Origin of the sequence: Paenibacillus sp. Soil724D2 (assembly GCF_001427935.1) — a bacterium.
GTDB lineage: Bacteria > Bacillota > Bacilli > Paenibacillales > NBRC-103111 > Paenibacillus_E.
The window spans coordinates 340,783-357,303 of the sequence record NZ_LMRY01000045.1; the positions used below are offsets into that span (position 1 = coordinate 340,783).

The 16,521-nt window shown below is 47.2% G+C and carries 16 protein-coding genes and 1 pseudogene; 1 reads left to right on the forward strand and 16 read right to left on the reverse strand.

What is annotated here, in order from left to right; genetic code table 11:
* Nucleotides 1–687: 687 nt before the first annotated feature.
* Complete coding sequence (locus ASG85_RS28270) at nt 688–1,557, reverse strand: AraC family transcriptional regulator (RefSeq protein WP_057305892.1); 870 nt, start codon at nt 1,555–1,557, stop codon at nt 688–690.
* Nucleotides 1,558–1,706: 149 nt separating this feature from the next.
* Here ASG85_RS28270 and ASG85_RS28275 point away from each other — a divergent pair, with 149 nt between their 5' ends.
* Nucleotides 1,707–2,480 carry an alpha-L-rhamnosidase N-terminal domain-containing protein gene (locus ASG85_RS28275; RefSeq protein ID WP_060648455.1) on the forward strand — a complete coding sequence of 258 codons (774 nt, stop codon included), beginning with the start codon at nt 1,707–1,709 and terminating at the stop codon, nt 2,478–2,480.
* A gap of 77 nt (nt 2,481–2,557) precedes the next feature.
* Here ASG85_RS28275 and ASG85_RS39470 read toward each other — a convergent pair.
* The 15 genes and pseudogenes from ASG85_RS39470 to ASG85_RS28345 form a co-directional block, all read right to left on the reverse strand.
* Nucleotides 2,558–2,792, reverse strand: a pseudogene (locus tag ASG85_RS39470) (ABC transporter permease); the annotation flags it as partial.
* A gap of 211 nt (nt 2,793–3,003) precedes the next feature.
* Nucleotides 3,004–3,435, reverse strand: coding sequence for an ureidoglycolate lyase (locus ASG85_RS28280; RefSeq protein WP_057305894.1), 432 nt, complete (start codon nt 3,433–3,435; stop codon nt 3,004–3,006).
* Nucleotides 3,436–3,609: 174 nt separating this feature from the next.
* Nucleotides 3,610–4,473 carry a carbohydrate ABC transporter permease gene (locus ASG85_RS28285; RefSeq protein ID WP_057305895.1) on the reverse strand — a complete coding sequence of 288 codons (864 nt, stop codon included), beginning with the start codon at nt 4,471–4,473 and terminating at the stop codon, nt 3,610–3,612.
* Between the two features lie 14 nt (nt 4,474–4,487).
* Nucleotides 4,488–5,387, reverse strand: a complete 900-nt coding sequence (locus tag ASG85_RS28290; RefSeq protein ID WP_057305896.1) for an ABC transporter permease — start codon at nt 5,385–5,387, stop codon at nt 4,488–4,490.
* 32 nt (nt 5,388–5,419) lie between these two features.
* On the reverse strand, nt 5,420–7,003 hold the full coding sequence (locus ASG85_RS28295) for an extracellular solute-binding protein (RefSeq protein WP_060648456.1): 1,584 nt from the start codon (nt 7,001–7,003) through the stop codon (nt 5,420–5,422).
* 338 nt (nt 7,004–7,341) lie between these two features.
* Nucleotides 7,342–7,557, reverse strand: a complete 216-nt coding sequence (locus tag ASG85_RS28300; RefSeq protein ID WP_060648457.1) for a hypothetical protein — start codon at nt 7,555–7,557, stop codon at nt 7,342–7,344.
* A gap of 686 nt (nt 7,558–8,243) precedes the next feature.
* Nucleotides 8,244–9,023: a hypothetical protein gene (locus ASG85_RS38275; protein ID WP_156396879.1), complete on the reverse strand. Its 780-nt coding sequence runs from the start codon at nt 9,021–9,023 to the stop codon at nt 8,244–8,246.
* Nucleotides 9,024–9,873: 850 nt separating this feature from the next.
* A complete protein-coding gene (locus tag ASG85_RS28310; protein ID WP_057305899.1) occupies nt 9,874–10,659 on the reverse strand; it encodes an IclR family transcriptional regulator in 786 nt (261 codons plus the stop codon).
* Nucleotides 10,660–10,688: 29 nt separating this feature from the next.
* Complete coding sequence (locus tag ASG85_RS28315; protein WP_057305900.1) at nt 10,689–11,474, reverse strand: AAC(3) family N-acetyltransferase; 786 nt, start codon at nt 11,472–11,474, stop codon at nt 10,689–10,691.
* Between the two features lie 17 nt (nt 11,475–11,491).
* Nucleotides 11,492–11,899, reverse strand: coding sequence for a Rid family detoxifying hydrolase (locus ASG85_RS28320; RefSeq protein ID WP_321166611.1), 408 nt, complete (start codon nt 11,897–11,899; stop codon nt 11,492–11,494).
* A gap of 23 nt (nt 11,900–11,922) precedes the next feature.
* Nucleotides 11,923–12,756 (reverse strand): amidohydrolase family protein, encoded by an 834-nt coding sequence (locus tag ASG85_RS28325; RefSeq protein ID WP_162257293.1) that lies wholly within the window; start codon nt 12,754–12,756, stop codon nt 11,923–11,925.
* A gap of 62 nt (nt 12,757–12,818) precedes the next feature.
* Entirely contained in the window at nt 12,819–13,937 is a 1,119-nt protein-coding gene (locus ASG85_RS28330; RefSeq protein ID WP_063860427.1) for a mandelate racemase/muconate lactonizing enzyme family protein, read from the reverse strand.
* A 5-nt stretch (nt 13,938–13,942) separates the two neighbouring features.
* Nucleotides 13,943–14,710 (reverse strand): amidohydrolase family protein, encoded by a 768-nt coding sequence (locus ASG85_RS28335; protein WP_060648460.1) that lies wholly within the window; start codon nt 14,708–14,710, stop codon nt 13,943–13,945.
* Nucleotides 14,711–14,749: 39 nt separating this feature from the next.
* On the reverse strand, nt 14,750–15,487 hold the full coding sequence (locus ASG85_RS28340) for an amidohydrolase family protein (protein ID WP_060648461.1): 738 nt from the start codon (nt 15,485–15,487) through the stop codon (nt 14,750–14,752).
* Entirely contained in the window at nt 15,484–16,512 is a 1,029-nt protein-coding gene (locus ASG85_RS28345) for a Gfo/Idh/MocA family protein (RefSeq protein ID WP_060648462.1), read from the reverse strand. The genes ASG85_RS28340 and ASG85_RS28345 overlap by 4 nt, the downstream gene beginning before the upstream one ends.
* Nucleotides 16,513–16,521 lie beyond the last annotated feature (9 nt).

Consider the following 16,521-nt stretch of genomic DNA (forward strand, 5'->3'; position numbering starts at 1 on the left):
AGCATTCGTTCAAAGGCCCCCCGTTAATTCAAGGAAATCAAAAGGACCGCATCAATGCAAGCTCCTCCACATTGTTCTGCGAGTCATAAACTTCCCAAATAACTCCATAGTCGGAGGAGTCCCCGTAATTAATTCCAATAATAATTCTTTGGAACTGTCAGAAAGCTAGCCGAAGGAACGGTAACCGATTTTAATTATTCTTTGATTTGAGTATTAACGAAACGTCAAATAGTCCCCACCCTTTGAAAGGATAGGGACTTCTTTATGACTAAATCAACATTCTCACCCTGAAATACTAATAAACCCTTATAAAACTTGGACAAACATCGCTGTAAACTTATCGGAGATTTCCTGGAATTGTTGTTCGGTGAGCAAAAGAATTTCTTGGAAAGCTAACTTTAACAAATCAACCAATAGCAATAACGTTGTTACTTAGAAACGCTTAGATAATTCAAATAATCTTTCAGACAATGAATACAAATCTTGGATTGAAGCCGCGATCTCTTCTGAAGTAGAAGCTTGAATTTCAATAAGACTGGATTGGTCAATAATTTGAGGTTGTGAACACGAAGCAACGTAAAATTCTTCGGATAATACAATGTTAGGATGATTTTCATATATAAGAACGACAGCCATGGCTGTAAAAATGATCCTCGACTTTCAGTTCAGCTGTTTCCAGCAATTCCTTTAATTAGAGCCACTCTGGCGATAACTGCTCGGTGTTTTTCCGACAATTTTTTTAAATCGTGCAATAAATGAATTGATATCTTTATACCCTACCGCCTCGGCAATTCTACTGATTGCGAGCTGCGAACCGCGTAGTTGTTCGCAGCTTTTTTGGATTCGTAAGTTTTGAAGATAACGATTGAAGGTTTGGCCCGTGTGCTGTTTAAATAAACGTTGAAAATGGCGTTCGCTCCATTGAAACATATCGGACAAATGGGATAGTGTGATATCCTCTGCATATTTTTGTTCTATATAATTAAGAACCTGAAGAAAGTGGGTTCGTTTACTAAGCATTTTATCATATACATCATTTTTCAATCGATAAATGGTTACAATCAACTGCAGTAAAAGGGTATTCAAATAGGTAGAAGTACCGCTAAGCGTCAAAGAATATTCCCGATAAAGAGAAAGAAATATATGATCAATCACAGCATCGGAGTCGAAAACTGAATGAAAGGTGAGCGTCTCTTCTTTTAACCCTTCCATATAAGCAATGATTGGCTCATCCGTTACAAAGCTAATTAAGCGATCGATGAGCTGCTGAGTAAATATACAGTTATAGACAATGAGCGGATCTTTTAATGCATCCGTGGAAGTGGGGCGAAAAACATGAGTAACTCCCATGGGAATAACATATAGTTGGCCCTTATGTACGCGTTGAATTTCGTCTTCAATATAATGAAAGCCCTTCCCTTCAGCAACATAAGCCAACTCAATGAATTCATGGGAATGCAGCGGTAAGTTAAAGGTTTCTGTAGCTCGATTGACCAAAAGCATCAAATTACTTGAAAAAAAGTGATCCTCTTTTAGTATATGTTTCGGAGGCTTCATTTTTAGAGCTCCAATCTGAATAATGTCGCTTTTACCTATATGAAATGTCTTTTATACCAAGATAATTGAACAAGATATTTAATATAATTATAAATGAAATGGAACGAAAGGTATATTTACTATCTATCTTTGAAAGGCGGGCAAATAGGATGTCTATTGTCAATAAGCTGCGTTGTGAGTATATGGAGAATCCAATCGGTATCGATGTTGGGCAACCGCGAATTAGCTGGCAAATTCAAACTGATACGAGATCGTGGCTGCAATCTGCTTATCAGATTCGGATTTCAACGGGGGCTGAATTCGCTAGCATACTTTGGAATTCCGGCAAGGTACAATCGGAGCAATCCACTCATGTTGCATTAAAGGGATTAACTTTAAAATCGCGTCAGCGTTATTATTATCAAGTACGGGTTTGGAGTGATCAAGATGAATCGTCAGATTGGTCTGTGACTGCTTTTTGGGAAATGGGCTTGCTGCAACCAGGTGATTGGAAAGCTGAATGGATCAGCGCTCCAACCAAGCAATTCCCCATGGAAAGTGAACATTGTCCGTTGTTCAGACATGCGTTTAAAGTACACTCCACAGTGAAGAGTGCCCGAATTTATGCGACTAGCTTAGGGCTCTATGAAATTAAACTAAACGGTCACAGAGTAGGAGAAAATTATTTCACGCCACTCGCCTCCATATCAAAGCCTATCCGCTGCAAAGAGGATCGGAATCCATTCGCGTTGTCCCATAGTTTTGTTACTAAATCCGACATGCACCAATCTCCAAAGCTGAGCGTCTGCGGTTCTTTCGCCAGACAGCCGTCGCTATCCACGGCAAAATTGCCGATCAAGAAAGCATTCCCTGCGCGAACCAGAAGTTTCACAGCCGAAACTATAACCAGGCAAATCCGAAAGCAACCAAGCTGGAGGAAATGACCGTCGTAAACAAAAGTCCTGCCATCAACAAGAAGAAATGACAAGTTTGTTTCTGCGAAAAAGTCTAGTGTCCCATGCCCCTTTTCAGATTCATAGAACACCCAGTACTTGGATGATAGAAAAATGATCGAAGTTGAAGCTGCGATAATGAGTAACATAATCCATGCAAGACTGGAGGCATATCCCATTTGCAGTTGGCTAAAAGCGCGTTCATACAAATTTAGGGCAAACATAGGTAGAGTTCATAGGTCCGCCCTGCGTAATAATCATAGCCGGTGTGAACATTTGAAATGCCCCAATGATCCCCAATAATTCTCGAACCCATTACTTACCTGCCCCTTTCCGACTTTTAGCCTGAATTTTATTAAACTTACCTGCCCGTCAATGAAATCAAAAAAAGGAGCTGCTCCAAAGCAAGCTCCGACACTGTTATTTCCCGGTAGGCAAATGGCATCTCGAGAACCCGATAATGTTTCTACTCTAAAACGGAACCATTTTCAGAGCACTACTTCTAACAAGTCCTCTACTCGCCGATCAAGCCAACCTTAAATTCTTGCGCCAAGATATGACCATTGGACTCGATATCGTTGGCATTTTCAATAATTTTAACGGAAGCGATTTCGGATAGTGCTATAAGCTGATGCCAAGTATCCTTAAACAAACAAATCGGTTTATCCAATAAGAAGGATTGTATTTTGTCGGGCTCATCCTTCGTTGCTACAACAATGACAGCAATCCCACATAAGGGTTCAAACGATTCTCTTGTATTGGGATGCATTCCGAGTGATTTCACCGTACGTTTGTTCGTCAAGTTGGAAACGGCAATTCGCCAGCCTGGAACATCCTCCTCAGCTAATACAACTTGGAATCTTTCTGTTGAATCGGGATTAAGCGCAATAATCGTACCATATGGGGCAAAGCTTTCTTCAGTAATATTCTGCAATTGAATATGCATACAACTATACTCCTCACATTTGTAATTAAGCTTATTCTACCATTGAAGGGCTCTGCCACCTCCTAGCTAGTTGCTAAATATACTCGAAATGTTACTCACAAAATGCTGTCCGTTAGCGGAGAAGGCTGCTGATCCCTCAGCAGCCTTCTCCTTTCAGCTTGACCGCCGAATGATTTATTCCTTTAAGGAGCCCAGCATAGCACCTTTGACGAAATATTTCTGCAAAAACGGGTAGACGATCAATATCGGTATTGTTGCGAATAGTACGATCCCCGCCTTCAGCTGCTCTGGACTGTAGAAAAGAACCAGCGAATCCGATTCAACGCCGGAGCTGCCGTCCATGACCATGGATTTCAGAATAACCTGAATCGGATATTTTGCTTTGGAATGCAAAAAAATTAACGCATAAAAATAAGAGTTCCATTGATCCACCGCATGAAACAACCCGATTGTGGCAATGGCCGGTAGCGACATCGGCACGGCAATGCGGAAGAACATACCGTACTCGCTGCATCCATCTATCTGTGCGGCATCAAATAATTCGCTCGAGATTCCCTGAAAGAACGTTTTGACGATCAGCGTATTAAACACACTGAGCGCACCGGGAATCATCAAAGCCCATAACGAGTTTTCCATTCCGACTGTGCGAACAACGAGGTAAAACGGAATAAGAGGAATTGAAAAGATAAAGGTTACAATCAATGCCCTTAGAATCACTTTTCTACCACGCATCTTCGGTCTTGTTAAGGCGTACCCCAACGCCGAAGTAATGTAAAGGGAAATAAGCGTACCAAATACCGTGATATATACGCTGACTCCCATCGCGCGCCATAGCCGTGATTGTTGAAAGACATCTTGGTATACATTTAAATTGAACCCGCGTGGCCAAAAATACACCTTGTGCGCATTGGAAAAATCGGCTGAGCTGAGCGAAATAGCCGCCAAGTGGACAAGGGGTGCAAGCATCGCAACTGCAACAAGGATGAAAAATAGTCCGTTTATCAACTGAAACAGACGTTCGGAACGATAAACCGGCATTTCCTCGTCCCCCTCTAATATATACTCTCACCGGTCAGCTTACGGCTGAGCCTGTTCAAGCCAAGAATGAGTGTAAGTCCGACAACCGATTTAAACACTCCGATGGCTGTCGTATAGCTGAATTGCCCGTTCAATAAGCCGGCCCTGTAAACATATGTGTCTATAACTTCCCCGACGTCACGCACAAGCGGGTTAAGAAATACGAGCATCTGTTCCACATTTGAATCAAGCATGTGGCCGATTCTTAGGAGGAATAGAACGACAATGGCGGGCAGCAGGCCAGGCAAGGTAATATGCCACATTTGCCTCCAGCGGCTAGCACCGTCCACAGTTGCTGCTTCATAAAGGTTCGGATTGATTCCGGCGATGGCCGCTAAATAAACAATCATTCCCCAACCGACCTCCTTCCAAATGCCGATCGATACAATGAGACTACGGAAGTAAGCAGGTTCGGTTATGAAGTCGCTCGGTTTGATCCCGAACCATGCCAGGATTTGGTTGGCCACACCGTCTGTGCTGAGCAAATTCAGAAAAATGCCTCCCACAATGACCCACGACAGAAAATGCGGCAAATACAAGAAGGTTTGCACGGGCCGCTTGAACCACATTTGGCGAATTTCGTTGAGCAGCAGTGACAGCAGAAGCGGAGCCGGGAACCCGAATACGATCGAATACAGATGAACTATGACAGTATTCCGCAATATTTTGAGAAAATCGGGGTACACAAGCAGCTCGTGAAAATGAGCAAGCCCTACCCAACGACTGCCGGCGATGCCTTTAAACATATCGTAGTTTTGAAAAACGATGACATTGCCAAACAGCGGCACGTATTTGAACAAGATCATGCAGATCAAACCGGGAAGCGCTAGAACTAACAAGGCTACAGTCGGATGGTTGTGAATTTTTCTCCACATTGCGCTTACCTCCTTCACGGTGTTAAAGAGCCTTATTTTTTGTTAACGCTATTGTACCAATCGGTTGCCTGCTTCATTGCATCGTTGCCACCGCGGGATTTCCAGTCGGAGACGAACTTGTCGAACGCGCTGTCAATCGGTTGTTTTCCGGTTACGACCTTCGAGAACATATCCAAGAACAGACTTCCCGTGAGCAGAGGCGATAGCTCTGGGTGTGCTTTATAAGCATCCAGAAGCAGCATAAACTCACCGTCGTCGGGCATCGTGTTCGTCTGAGTGAGTTGAATTCCCTTCTTCAGCATAGCTGCATTTTTATTTTTCTCAATGATGAGTGGAGACATGCTGTAGCCCTTGCTCGGACTCATTTGGACTTGATAGAAGGCCGAAACACCTTTAGTAGTATTTTCAGAAGAATTCGCGCTCCAGTTGATCTGGTCGTTGGCCACCGTGTAATTTTTTTCTTTGATTCCGAAGGAGAAGAACGTATCTTTATCTTTGTCGTCGGACCATGCCCAATCGAAAAATTTCATGACGTCCTCCGGGTGCTTTGTTTTGGCGGAAATCGTCATGACGTTGGCGAAGCCTTGATTGACCGGCGTCAAATATACCTTACCGTCCGTTCTCTGGGGACCCCCAAGAACATCAAGTGTTGCGTTTTTGTTCGCGAAGGTGGAAGGGTCCCAATCCGTGCTGGCGCTTGGAATTTCGTGCATCCACATGCCGACCTTATCAGCATGAATGTCGGCAGCCCATTCATCCCGTGTTTTGGTAAACATGTCTTTGTTGATGTACCCTTTTTCATATAGCATTTTGTAGAAATTGATGGCATCCTTCATCTGAGGCATGATCATTTCCGGCAACATTTGACCGTTCTCATACTTCCAAGAGGAAGGATACACGCCGAAATAACCGAAGAACGAACCACCGTAAGACAGGTCCTTCCGCACCGAGAACGGAATCTCGTCGTTTTGTCCGTTGCCGTTCAGATCGTGTGTTTTAACTGCATCGAAATAGGCCAAATAGTCATCGAGCGTGACGGGCGCCTTCATCCCCAACTTGTCGAGCCAGTCTTTTCTGACGTATATGACCAAGATGCTGGGCAACGGGGCCATTTTAGGCAACGCATAAATCTTGCCGTCCTTGCTTAACTTGTTGCTTTTCCAAATTTCGGGAGGAAGCGCTTTCTTAATGTTTTGTCCATATTTGTCGAGAAGGTCATTAAGTGGCAGGAAAATTCCATCCTGCACCGCCGTAGGGTGGGCCGGACTATCGATAGCAGTCGTGTGTATGATATCCGGATAGTCGCCGGAAGCAAGCCTTAGCTTCAACTGCGGGTCATAATCACCCGTGATAAAGTCAAATGTGATATTATGCGGGCCGCCAACCCATTTACTAAATAATCGGGACATTTCTTTAAAATAGGGGTCGTCTTTTTTTGCTTCCACCGCATAAGGGATAGATCCGTCTCGCATCAAAAACGATATATCGACCGGTGCCTGATTCGTACCGGGTGACTCACTTCCCTGAGGAATAGCATCATTATTGCTGCAAGCCCCTAGCACCAGAGCTAGCGTAAAGCTGATAGCAAGAGAACGATGCATGTTTTTCTTATCCATACCGATTCTCCTCCGTTAAAAGATTTAATTGGCCATTCTTCCAATCTCATAGGTAACCTGATAATCTTACACATAGGCGCGTTTTCATCTTACTAATCTTATAGTTCGAGAGATTTCGAATACAAATAATCCACCCAGCGCATGGTCGCTTCCGGGTATCTTTTGGCGTCGTTATCGCAAAGGTTCCACGATATGGAGGGGGATTCTCTATCGATGCATCTCCTTTCTCTTCCCTATACAATAAAGAATAAAAAAAAATAGCTATCAAGAATATGGTTTTTGCTATTGAATTATGGTTTTTTATAATTCAATTCATTTTTGTTCAGCTGGCAGCTGGTTTAGTGGAGAAGATTGAGGTTCCAATGTCGATGACAATATAAAATGGGGTTAGTAGCGGAGGAGTTCGAAGTGTTCATAACTGCTTGCTGGATATGCTTTGTTATGCCATCTTCGCCCGAAATACTACTATGTGCCGAGACTGGTATGACCATCGTCATTACAATGGCAATTGCCATGACAATACTAAGTACCTTACGAGTGTAACCTCTCCTCACGATAAACCCTCCTCGTATAATAGTAATTGAAGCTAGATCTTAAACCAATTTCGGCAACACCATTCGGCATAACCCAGATGAAATCGCAGCTTACTTGAAGAATATCGCCCACTCTTTAATGCTGCCTATACAAACCATAAGACCGCCACGCCACAAATAAGCTTTTCACGGTGATTTTCTCCCCTCCTCTAATCAAACACTTTCACCCCATATCATAAATCTCCCTCTTATTTTGAGGTATGGGTGAAATTGCAGAAGCATGTCATTTTATAAATAAATATAAAAGATAGAAAAAAGGGACGACCCCCTCGGCCATCCCTAGTTCATTGTACATGCTTCATTTTACGGTACAAAAAATCCGTTCACGTAACTTCTTTTAGTAGAAAGTCGTCCCCAAAGATCTAATCGAATTTGCTAAAGGATTGGCACACGCAGTCATAATCAGTAACAGCATTATGCCCTCCACAAAAGTCTTAGCGGCTAGAGGACTCCACCGAATTTATGATCGGCTACCAGCTAACTAGAAATGAAGTAATTCCACCATCCTCATAAATTAAAAAAACCGCCATATAAGCGGCTTGTAATGCGATATTGTTCTTGTCATCTGACATTTAATAATTACAATTGTTGTTTATTTATATTCGTCGGGAATAGGTTAATTTTCACATTTTTTTCTATCACTCTGCTTACAGCAACCGGGATATTACAGCTTCCGCGGTTGACTCAAATAATTGCTCGATGCTCCGGTCCCAACGCGATGGATAACCCCATGTTCGCCATGCATCCACCTCATATCCTCCTTCGTCGTACATCGACCGGCGCGGGATATAGCCGATTTGGGAATGGCAATACCCTAGGGTGATCAGCTTCATACGCGGATGACGTTCCTTCAGGCGAAGGCCGTAAGCGGACGTCACTTCTCCCGGATGTCCCACGATATAGACGTCGCCAATCCGAAGTCCATGAAATCGGGCTTCTACGCCTCGGGGCCAAACAGGTTCATCCTGAAATCGCTGCAGCTGATAGCGCGCCCACCGGGCGTCGCCGAGATGTGCGCCGTTTGCATGCTCCTCAAGTTCAGTACGGCCAGGGAAATGTTCAAAAGAGAGATTGCGAGAAATGGTGGAACTGGATAAGGAATTGCCTGATACGGGTTCCATTTGATGCGCCAATATAAGAAGCACCTTCCAGGCAAGAATGCGACCGGCTGCCTCCATATCCTCCCATTGGTCGTCCAGAAGGTAGCGTTGCTTCTCGCTGCTATGGACACCGACCACCGCATCGGCGCCGCAGCCTTGAAGGAACATAACCCGGACACCCGATATACGGGATTCGATTACTCGGCGCGCAACTCCGGGATATTCTGCCGAGAAAAGCAAATTGTTCGTCATGGTAGGATGACAGCCATAGCTGAACAAAATGAGTTTACTGCTTCCATCGGGACGGATGGCGGCAAGTACGGGCACCTCATGATCCACCACCGCAAACGGGTTCGCGGCGAACTGATTTACGCCATCTACGATCAGGCGTCGCGAAACTGCCAGGTCACAGCTACCGCTTCCGAATGAAAACATTACGGGCTCTAGATTCTCTTTGGCCATTCGGCACACCTCTAGGACATCTTCGAGCAGCGTTTCGAAATAAATCGTGGAGAACACTGCGTGTTCAAAGCCCGGCGTTGGTTCCCTATAGAGCGGTGCGCAGTGGGTATGGGTCCAATGGACAAGCACCTGATCGGCGTTAAGCCCCCAAGCCTCGAAAAGCCGTTTCTGCAAAGCATCAGTCCATCCTTGAGTAATCCCGACTTGATCCAATACGACCAGGACATGTTCGAAGTCCGAGCTTTGCAGCCATGCCGCTTGGGCGCGAAGATCGTCCCGAACTCCTTGCGAAGGCTCCGTCCGACTCGAAAAGCCCCCTAACCAAGTGCCAACGGGGGGCGTGACAATACGTTCAGCAAAACCCAACTTCATTTAGCTCATCCTCCCTGCTCATCCATATACAAGTCGGTTTAACCATAAACGTTATCACTACCATCTTACGTTTGCCAGTAATAACCGGATCGACTTCCAGCGTGACAATCGAATCGAAATCTTAATTAGCGAAAAGTTCTAAGAACCGTTCGTCCAGAGTCAATGCAAATAAAACAGGCGATTTTCCGCCTGTATTGTGTATGATCAGGCGCATCGCACAGAGAAGGGCTAAGCGAAAAACCGCGATGCTGTCATGTCCTCGATTCGATCCATATGGTAAATGTTCGGATCGTCCGTTCCAGCATACGATCTCCGATAGACGGACCCTATGATAAACTTCTACTTAAGATTGCAGCGGCGGACAGCCGAGAGCCGATGAAATCCGCTCAGCTATCTCCATTACCTTCTTGCCGAACTCCGGAATGCGGGTGACCGGCAGTTCCCGGTGCAAGCCGATGATGCTAATCGAAGCCGCCACCTCACCTAAGTGGTTCCGAATCGGCGCGCCGATACACCGTACACCCAGCACCTCTTCCTCGTCCTCTAGCGCGTACCCCATCTCACGAACAGTTTGCAGCACAGCCTTGAACTCTGCCTTTGTAGTAATTGCTTTATCGGTTCCACCCCCTAGACCTCGGGCAGTGATAATCTCATCAACCTGTTGATCAGTCAGGAAGGCCGCGATTGCTTTCCCGACGGAGGTCATGTGTACCGACGCCCGCTTACCGACGTAAGTGTCGAACTTGATAAAGCCTGTGCCTTCTACCTTCTCCAAATAAACAATATCCGTGCCGTCCAGCATGGCCAAATGAACCGGTAAACGAATTTCATCTCGAAGGGCGATCATATACGGGAGCGCTGTGGACCGAATGTCCAAATTGTTCAGAACACGGCTGCCGATTTGAAAAAGCCGCAGCGTGGCACGAAAATTGCCTTCGGGGGTTTTTTCGACGTATCCCTTCATCTCCAGGTTCTCCAAAAGAACAAAAGCGCTGCTTTTGGCCAGTGACAGATGCTCGTAGATATCGGCAAAGCGCATCCCATGAGGGGATTCGCTCAACAGCTCTAGAATCTTGAATGCCCGGTCAACATTGGGGATCAATTGGGATTTAGATTCCCGTTTATTCATTGTTTAATTTTCCACTCCATTCCTTAAACTTACCTTAGTCGTTTACGGCCCTGGCTGCAACGATAACAGTCTGGATCGCTGCAAAGCAATTCCGCGGCGTTTCGCTCTAGCAAGTCCGTGACAGCGGAGATCACATCCTGCCCGGCCATCCACTGCACAAGCCCCTTTCCGATCAAACCGTCTCGAATTACTCCACGCATACGAAGAGAAGCTTCGATGACTCCGAAAGCGCGGCTGCAGCCAGGGTATTCAGTTATGTTTACTTCCCGTTGAATGGCTCCCACGATTGGAATAAGACTGGGCCAGCCGGGATTAAAGGGAATATCCAAATAAGGGACATGAGCATAAGATTCACCCACATGTACCGTAGAATTGCTCGTATGACCTACACCCAGCAGCAGAATACCGCCGCCCGCCTTAGCCATTCTGTCCATAGGACTATCAATGCCTAGCCCCGGAACTTCGTGATGTCCATCGCAGAATTTCGCGGCATCCTTACCGATTGCCGCCACCGAATGGGTAGGGTGGTGGGAACGAACGGCGTCGCGGCGCATCCGTAAAACCTCGTTTAACATGCCGGTTCTGCCCGGTGTCGCTTCAGGGTCAAAGATATCATTATTGTACGTGAAAGTAGGTCCCATCAACAAACCATTTTTCCCTATGCACTCCAGTAGCGCGTCAAGAACAGTCTCTGCGCCGCCATCGATTGATCCTAGACTGCGAAGAGAGCTATGGATGACGAGATGAGTGCCGTTTTGGATGCCTAATCGGCGGAACGATTCTACCAAAGACTGCTTTGTTAGTGCCAGGGGCATAGAAGGGTTCCCTCCATTCACTCGTTCCGGTTTGTCAGCTGATTCAATGGAGAATACGCAATTACATCAATCTCGACAAGTGCGTTGGGCAGAAAACTGCCTACCGTAGTCCTTACTGGTTTGGGGGGTGTGAAGTATGTGCCATATACCCGGTTGAACGACTGAAACAAGTTCATGTCCTTCAGATGAACCGAAGATTTTACCACATCATTTAGCGTTGCACCCCCCGCTTCAAGAATAGCAAGAATATTTTCCAAAGTACGAGCCGTTTGAGCCTCAATGCCCTCCGCTAGCTCTCCGGTCGCCGGATCTCGCCCAACCTGCCCTGAGACGAACACGAAGTCCCCGACCCTCAGCCCCTGAGAGTACTCGCCTACCGCAGCCGGCGCCCGATCTGAACACAACTCCTGTTTACCCATGTTCATCTCTCATCCTCCATTTCATGCATTTACACCAGATTTAGATCTGCCAAAATATCGTTGTTCAAGAGAGCCTTCATATCCTCGGGTGTAAAGCTTGGGAAAGGCATCTTTTGAGCGTATTCCGTCAATTTCCAAAGTCCTTTTATCGAGTCGTCAACGGTGCAAATCGGGTAATCCGTTCCGAAGATTAATTTTTTCCAAACCCCGTATTCTTTAGCCAATGTGAGGGAGTTATAGAGCTGCCAGGGTCGATAATAAAGCGCAGAGACATCGGCGTAAACATGGGGATGCTTACGGATTACACTAATGGTCTCGCTTTCCCACGGATGGCCAAGGTGCGCAATGATGATTCTGAGCTCAGGGAAAGCCAATGCAATCTTCTCCACCTGTTCCGGGTGTGCCCATTGCATGGGTGCCCGTCGCGGGAACGTGGTCCCTTGATGGGTCAGAATCGGAACCCTGTTATCCTCGCAATAACGGTAAATTCGTAGCATCCGCTCATCCATCGGATCGTAGGCTTGGTAAATGGGACTAGTTTTCAGCCCCCTTAGACCCAGATTTTGCACACAATCCTTTAGTTCATCCAAAGCATTGTAGTCGTGTGGATCCACACAGGCAAAACCGATCAGCTTTTGCGGATCCCTACGGCAATACTCGGCTACGTACTCGTTAGGTACTTCAAATCCCAGGTGACGGCTGCGAAAGGCCAACACGATACATTTATCAACCTTCTTCATTTCCTCGTAGTGCTCATCCGGAGTAGTTCGCTGAACGGGTTTGCCACGCATCTTAAAGCCTTCCGCCAAATATTCAGGACTATAATGGTTCGATTCCCCCAAATGCGTATGGTAATCTATCAAAGCATATCCCTCCCAATCTGCCATTCTACTTCACAATCCTGTGAAATTCGTTGCAAACTTTGCTAACGGACCCTGTAATGCTCCACCTTTTGCTCGTCGAGCTCTACTCCTAGTCCTGGCCGTTCCAACGGACGCGCTTCTCCGCCTTTTATCGGAAGCGGCTCCTTCAGGAGCATGTCTTCGTAGAAAAAAGGTCCAAGAATATCACACGGATACTCTTCGGCTCCAATTCCTTGTGTCGCCATAGCGAGATGAATCATCGCCGCGCTGGCAATTCCGAGCTCTAGATTGCTGCCAACCGTGCAGGTGATGCCTGCCGCCTCAGCAACAGCGGCTGTTTTGCGGGCAGGACCGATGCCGCCGCCTTTGCCTATATACAAAGAGAGAACGTCAGCAGCGCCTGTTCGTACAAGAGCCATCGCATCCTGCAGCGAATTAAGGCTTTCGTCTGCGATGATCGGAACCGGTACTTTTCCCCGTACATCGGCGAGCCATGACATATCCAGCGCCGGCACCGGCTGCTCGGCGAAATAGATGCCTGCCTCATCATACAAACGGCGAATCGTCTGTATCGCCACCCGGGACGACCAACCGCCATTGGCGTCTACGCCCAATTTGACTTCTGAACCGACTGCTTCCCGCACCGCTTTGACACGTGCAACGTCGTACTCAGGTCCCGTCCCTACCTTCACTTTCATCTTGCGAAAGCCTTGCTCCACCGCCCATGCAGCAATCTCTGCGGCCTTAGTTGGCTCTACACCAGTGACCGAAAACTTGGTAGGCACGAATTCTCTTACCTGCCCTCCCAAGAGTCGATAGACAGGGAGACCGGCAACTTTGCCAAGAATATCCCATAAAGCCATTTCTAAAGCTGCCTTGGTAAAGGTGTTATGCGCGATTCGTTTCTGAATGCGCTGCGTCAATACCTCAATGTTTAAGGGGTTTTCCCCGATGATTAGAGGTGCAAGGAAATTTCGGATGAAATGTTCTGCCGTCACTTGATCCTCACCGCTCCAACCTGGCGTACAGGAGACCTCTCCCAAACCTATGAAGCCTTCATTAGTATGAACTTTAACCAATAAGAATGGCGAGACCAAATGGTTGCCGCGACCTGAACGAATGGCACGTTCCGGATGAAGAGGAACTTGTACCGGGATCGTTTCGATGTGGGTTATTTTCAACAATTTCATCTCCTTTCTTCAACGGGTCTGCCTAATAGCCGAAGGGCGTTTGACCCTAGAATCCGATCCTTGACTGTCATGGGTATTTCCAGCGCGTCAAATTCACGAAAACGATAATCAACATAAGGCTGCTCGGCTATATGAAACAACCCGCCGTCCGTCCCGAACACAATTTGTTCCAGCGGGACCTGCGCTACGATTTGCTCCATGGCAAAGGGCGGCGTCGCACACATGCATAAGAAGACGTTGTGATGTCGTCTACCCGCAGCAATTGCTTCTGGCCAGAGATCGTGAAGCCCAGCATGTCCGAGGATCACTTTAAGCTTCGGGTGACGTGCCGCCAGCTCAGCAATCTGCAACGGCGAGGAGTAAGGCGGCGTACCGTCATGAAAGAAAAGTGGAATTCCTAAAGCCTCAGCTGCCTCACAGATAGGTGCCATAAATGTTTCTAGTGGACTGAATCCCTGCAGCCAATTATGAAACTTAACCCCTCTCATCCCAAGTTTAGTAACGCACCGCTCCACTTCCTTGTCAGCCCCGACTTTTCGCGGATCTACCGTACAGAAGGGCACGAGCCGATCTGGAAACGAGACGCACCATTCAGAGAGGTAATCATTACAGGCTACCGGATCCTGCCAAAATCCGTCTATCGTAAGCATCACGCTAATATCGATTCCATGCTTATCCATGAATTTGATATAGTCCTCGGAACGATAAGGATAGTTGCCGTCCCCTAACCTTCCTGGCTGGTGTACGTGAAAGTCGATCTTCATGATCATGCCTCCAGACATTCTATAATCCACCCTTAGGAATTAGCGGAACCGTGCGGCCAACAGCCGCTCCATATTTCCGCCTAATATGGCTGCCTTTTCAGCTTCGGTTACATCGATAGCTCTGACCTTTTCCACCTCGAGAGACATGCGGGAAACAGGATGATTGCTGGAAAATATAATACGTTCAGGCCCAATGACCTTGCACAGGCGAGCCATACCTCGCTCTGGAAAATCATGAGCAGTATCCCCAAAAATATTCGATGCTCTTTCCAGCGCCGGAAAGGCATCGATCCAAAAGTCAGTCTTACCGTTCTTTCCCATTATAAACGCAACTTCTGGGTAGGTTAAAGCAAGCTCCGTAAGCTGCAATGGCAAGGCATAAGCTGGTGTCCCAGTGTGAACATAGACCGGTGCGCGATGACGAGCAGCGACTTCGATCAGCGGATGAACCAATGACTCCATGATCATAAATCCTTGCAGAGGCGGATGCAGCTTGACTGCTGCCGCCCCCTCCCCCAATGCCCTCTCCAACTCAGCAACAGCCGCCCCTTCGTACCAAGGGTTGGCTGTTGCATATGCGAGAAACCGGTCCGGATAACGCTTAGCAAGCGCAAGCACCCGATCATTGCCTTCCCGATTATGAACGGCCATCTCTCGATCGATCGGGCTGATCAACGCTCGGTGAATACCGCAGCTGTCCATCTGCTCCAGCATACGTTCCGGAACTACCCGGTGGTAGCGTCCTTCACCAATCTGTACATGAGCGTCAATATTCACACTATCCCCTCCTGTCTCATTTCCACAGGGTTCCCGGTCGCCATCGCATCAGCGATAGCTAAAGTGAGACGAAGACTTGCGATGCCTTCGCGACTGCCAGGTACAGGGGTACGACGCATCCGGATATAATCTGTAAACTTCGAAAGCTGCGTCCGGAAGCAAGACCGCGCTCTATCCTCTGACAATTGCACCCTCTCGGTTATCTTTCCCTCAATTATAACAGCTTCATTGTTAATCCGGTCTAAATAAGCCATTCCGCCTGGTCCGAGGATATGGAATTCTCCTTTTGGCAGGTGAGGGTAAAACCAGCCGATTTCCAACTTTGCCCGATCGCCATTAGCAAACTCAATATGGGCGACATTATAATTGGGCGAAGGAAATTCAGGTCGGGAGGTCAATCCGTACGCGACTACACGCACAGGGGACGAGCCCGTTAAGTAGGCCAAATAATCCGCTGCATGGGCGCCGTCGTGAATACAGGGCGGTCCATGGTGTAACGTGTTTAAAATACGTTCGTAATGCTCAGGATTACCCTCAGGGTCCAAAAGTTCATCGAAAATACCTAGTCGGAATTGCAAAGGACGACCAAGCCGGCCTCTTGCAACCCATCCTTGCAATGCTTCCATTAACGGACCGTGCCGGTATGTAAATCCTACCTGAAGCAAGCTCCCGCTTTGCCGTTCGGCAGCCGCCATCTTCTCCGCCTCCGCAACCGATGTGGCCATTGGCTTCTCACACAGAACATCCTTACCGGCGTTCAGCGCATCGATTGTAATGCCGGGTGTTACCCAAGGGGGTGTGCAGACCAGAACTGCGTCCACGTTTGCATCGGCAAGAATGCGCTGGTAATCTGTCGTATGATAGACATCGCCGCAATTGAGTGCGGCATTCTCAGCCCGTTGTGGGTTTGCATCACAAACAGCTATCAAGCGAACCGCTGGATTCTCCATCAGAGCCGGCAGGTGCTGTGCTATAACAATATCGCCGCAACCGATAATACCAATACCTAAAGAACGGTTAGACACTGAGTTTCC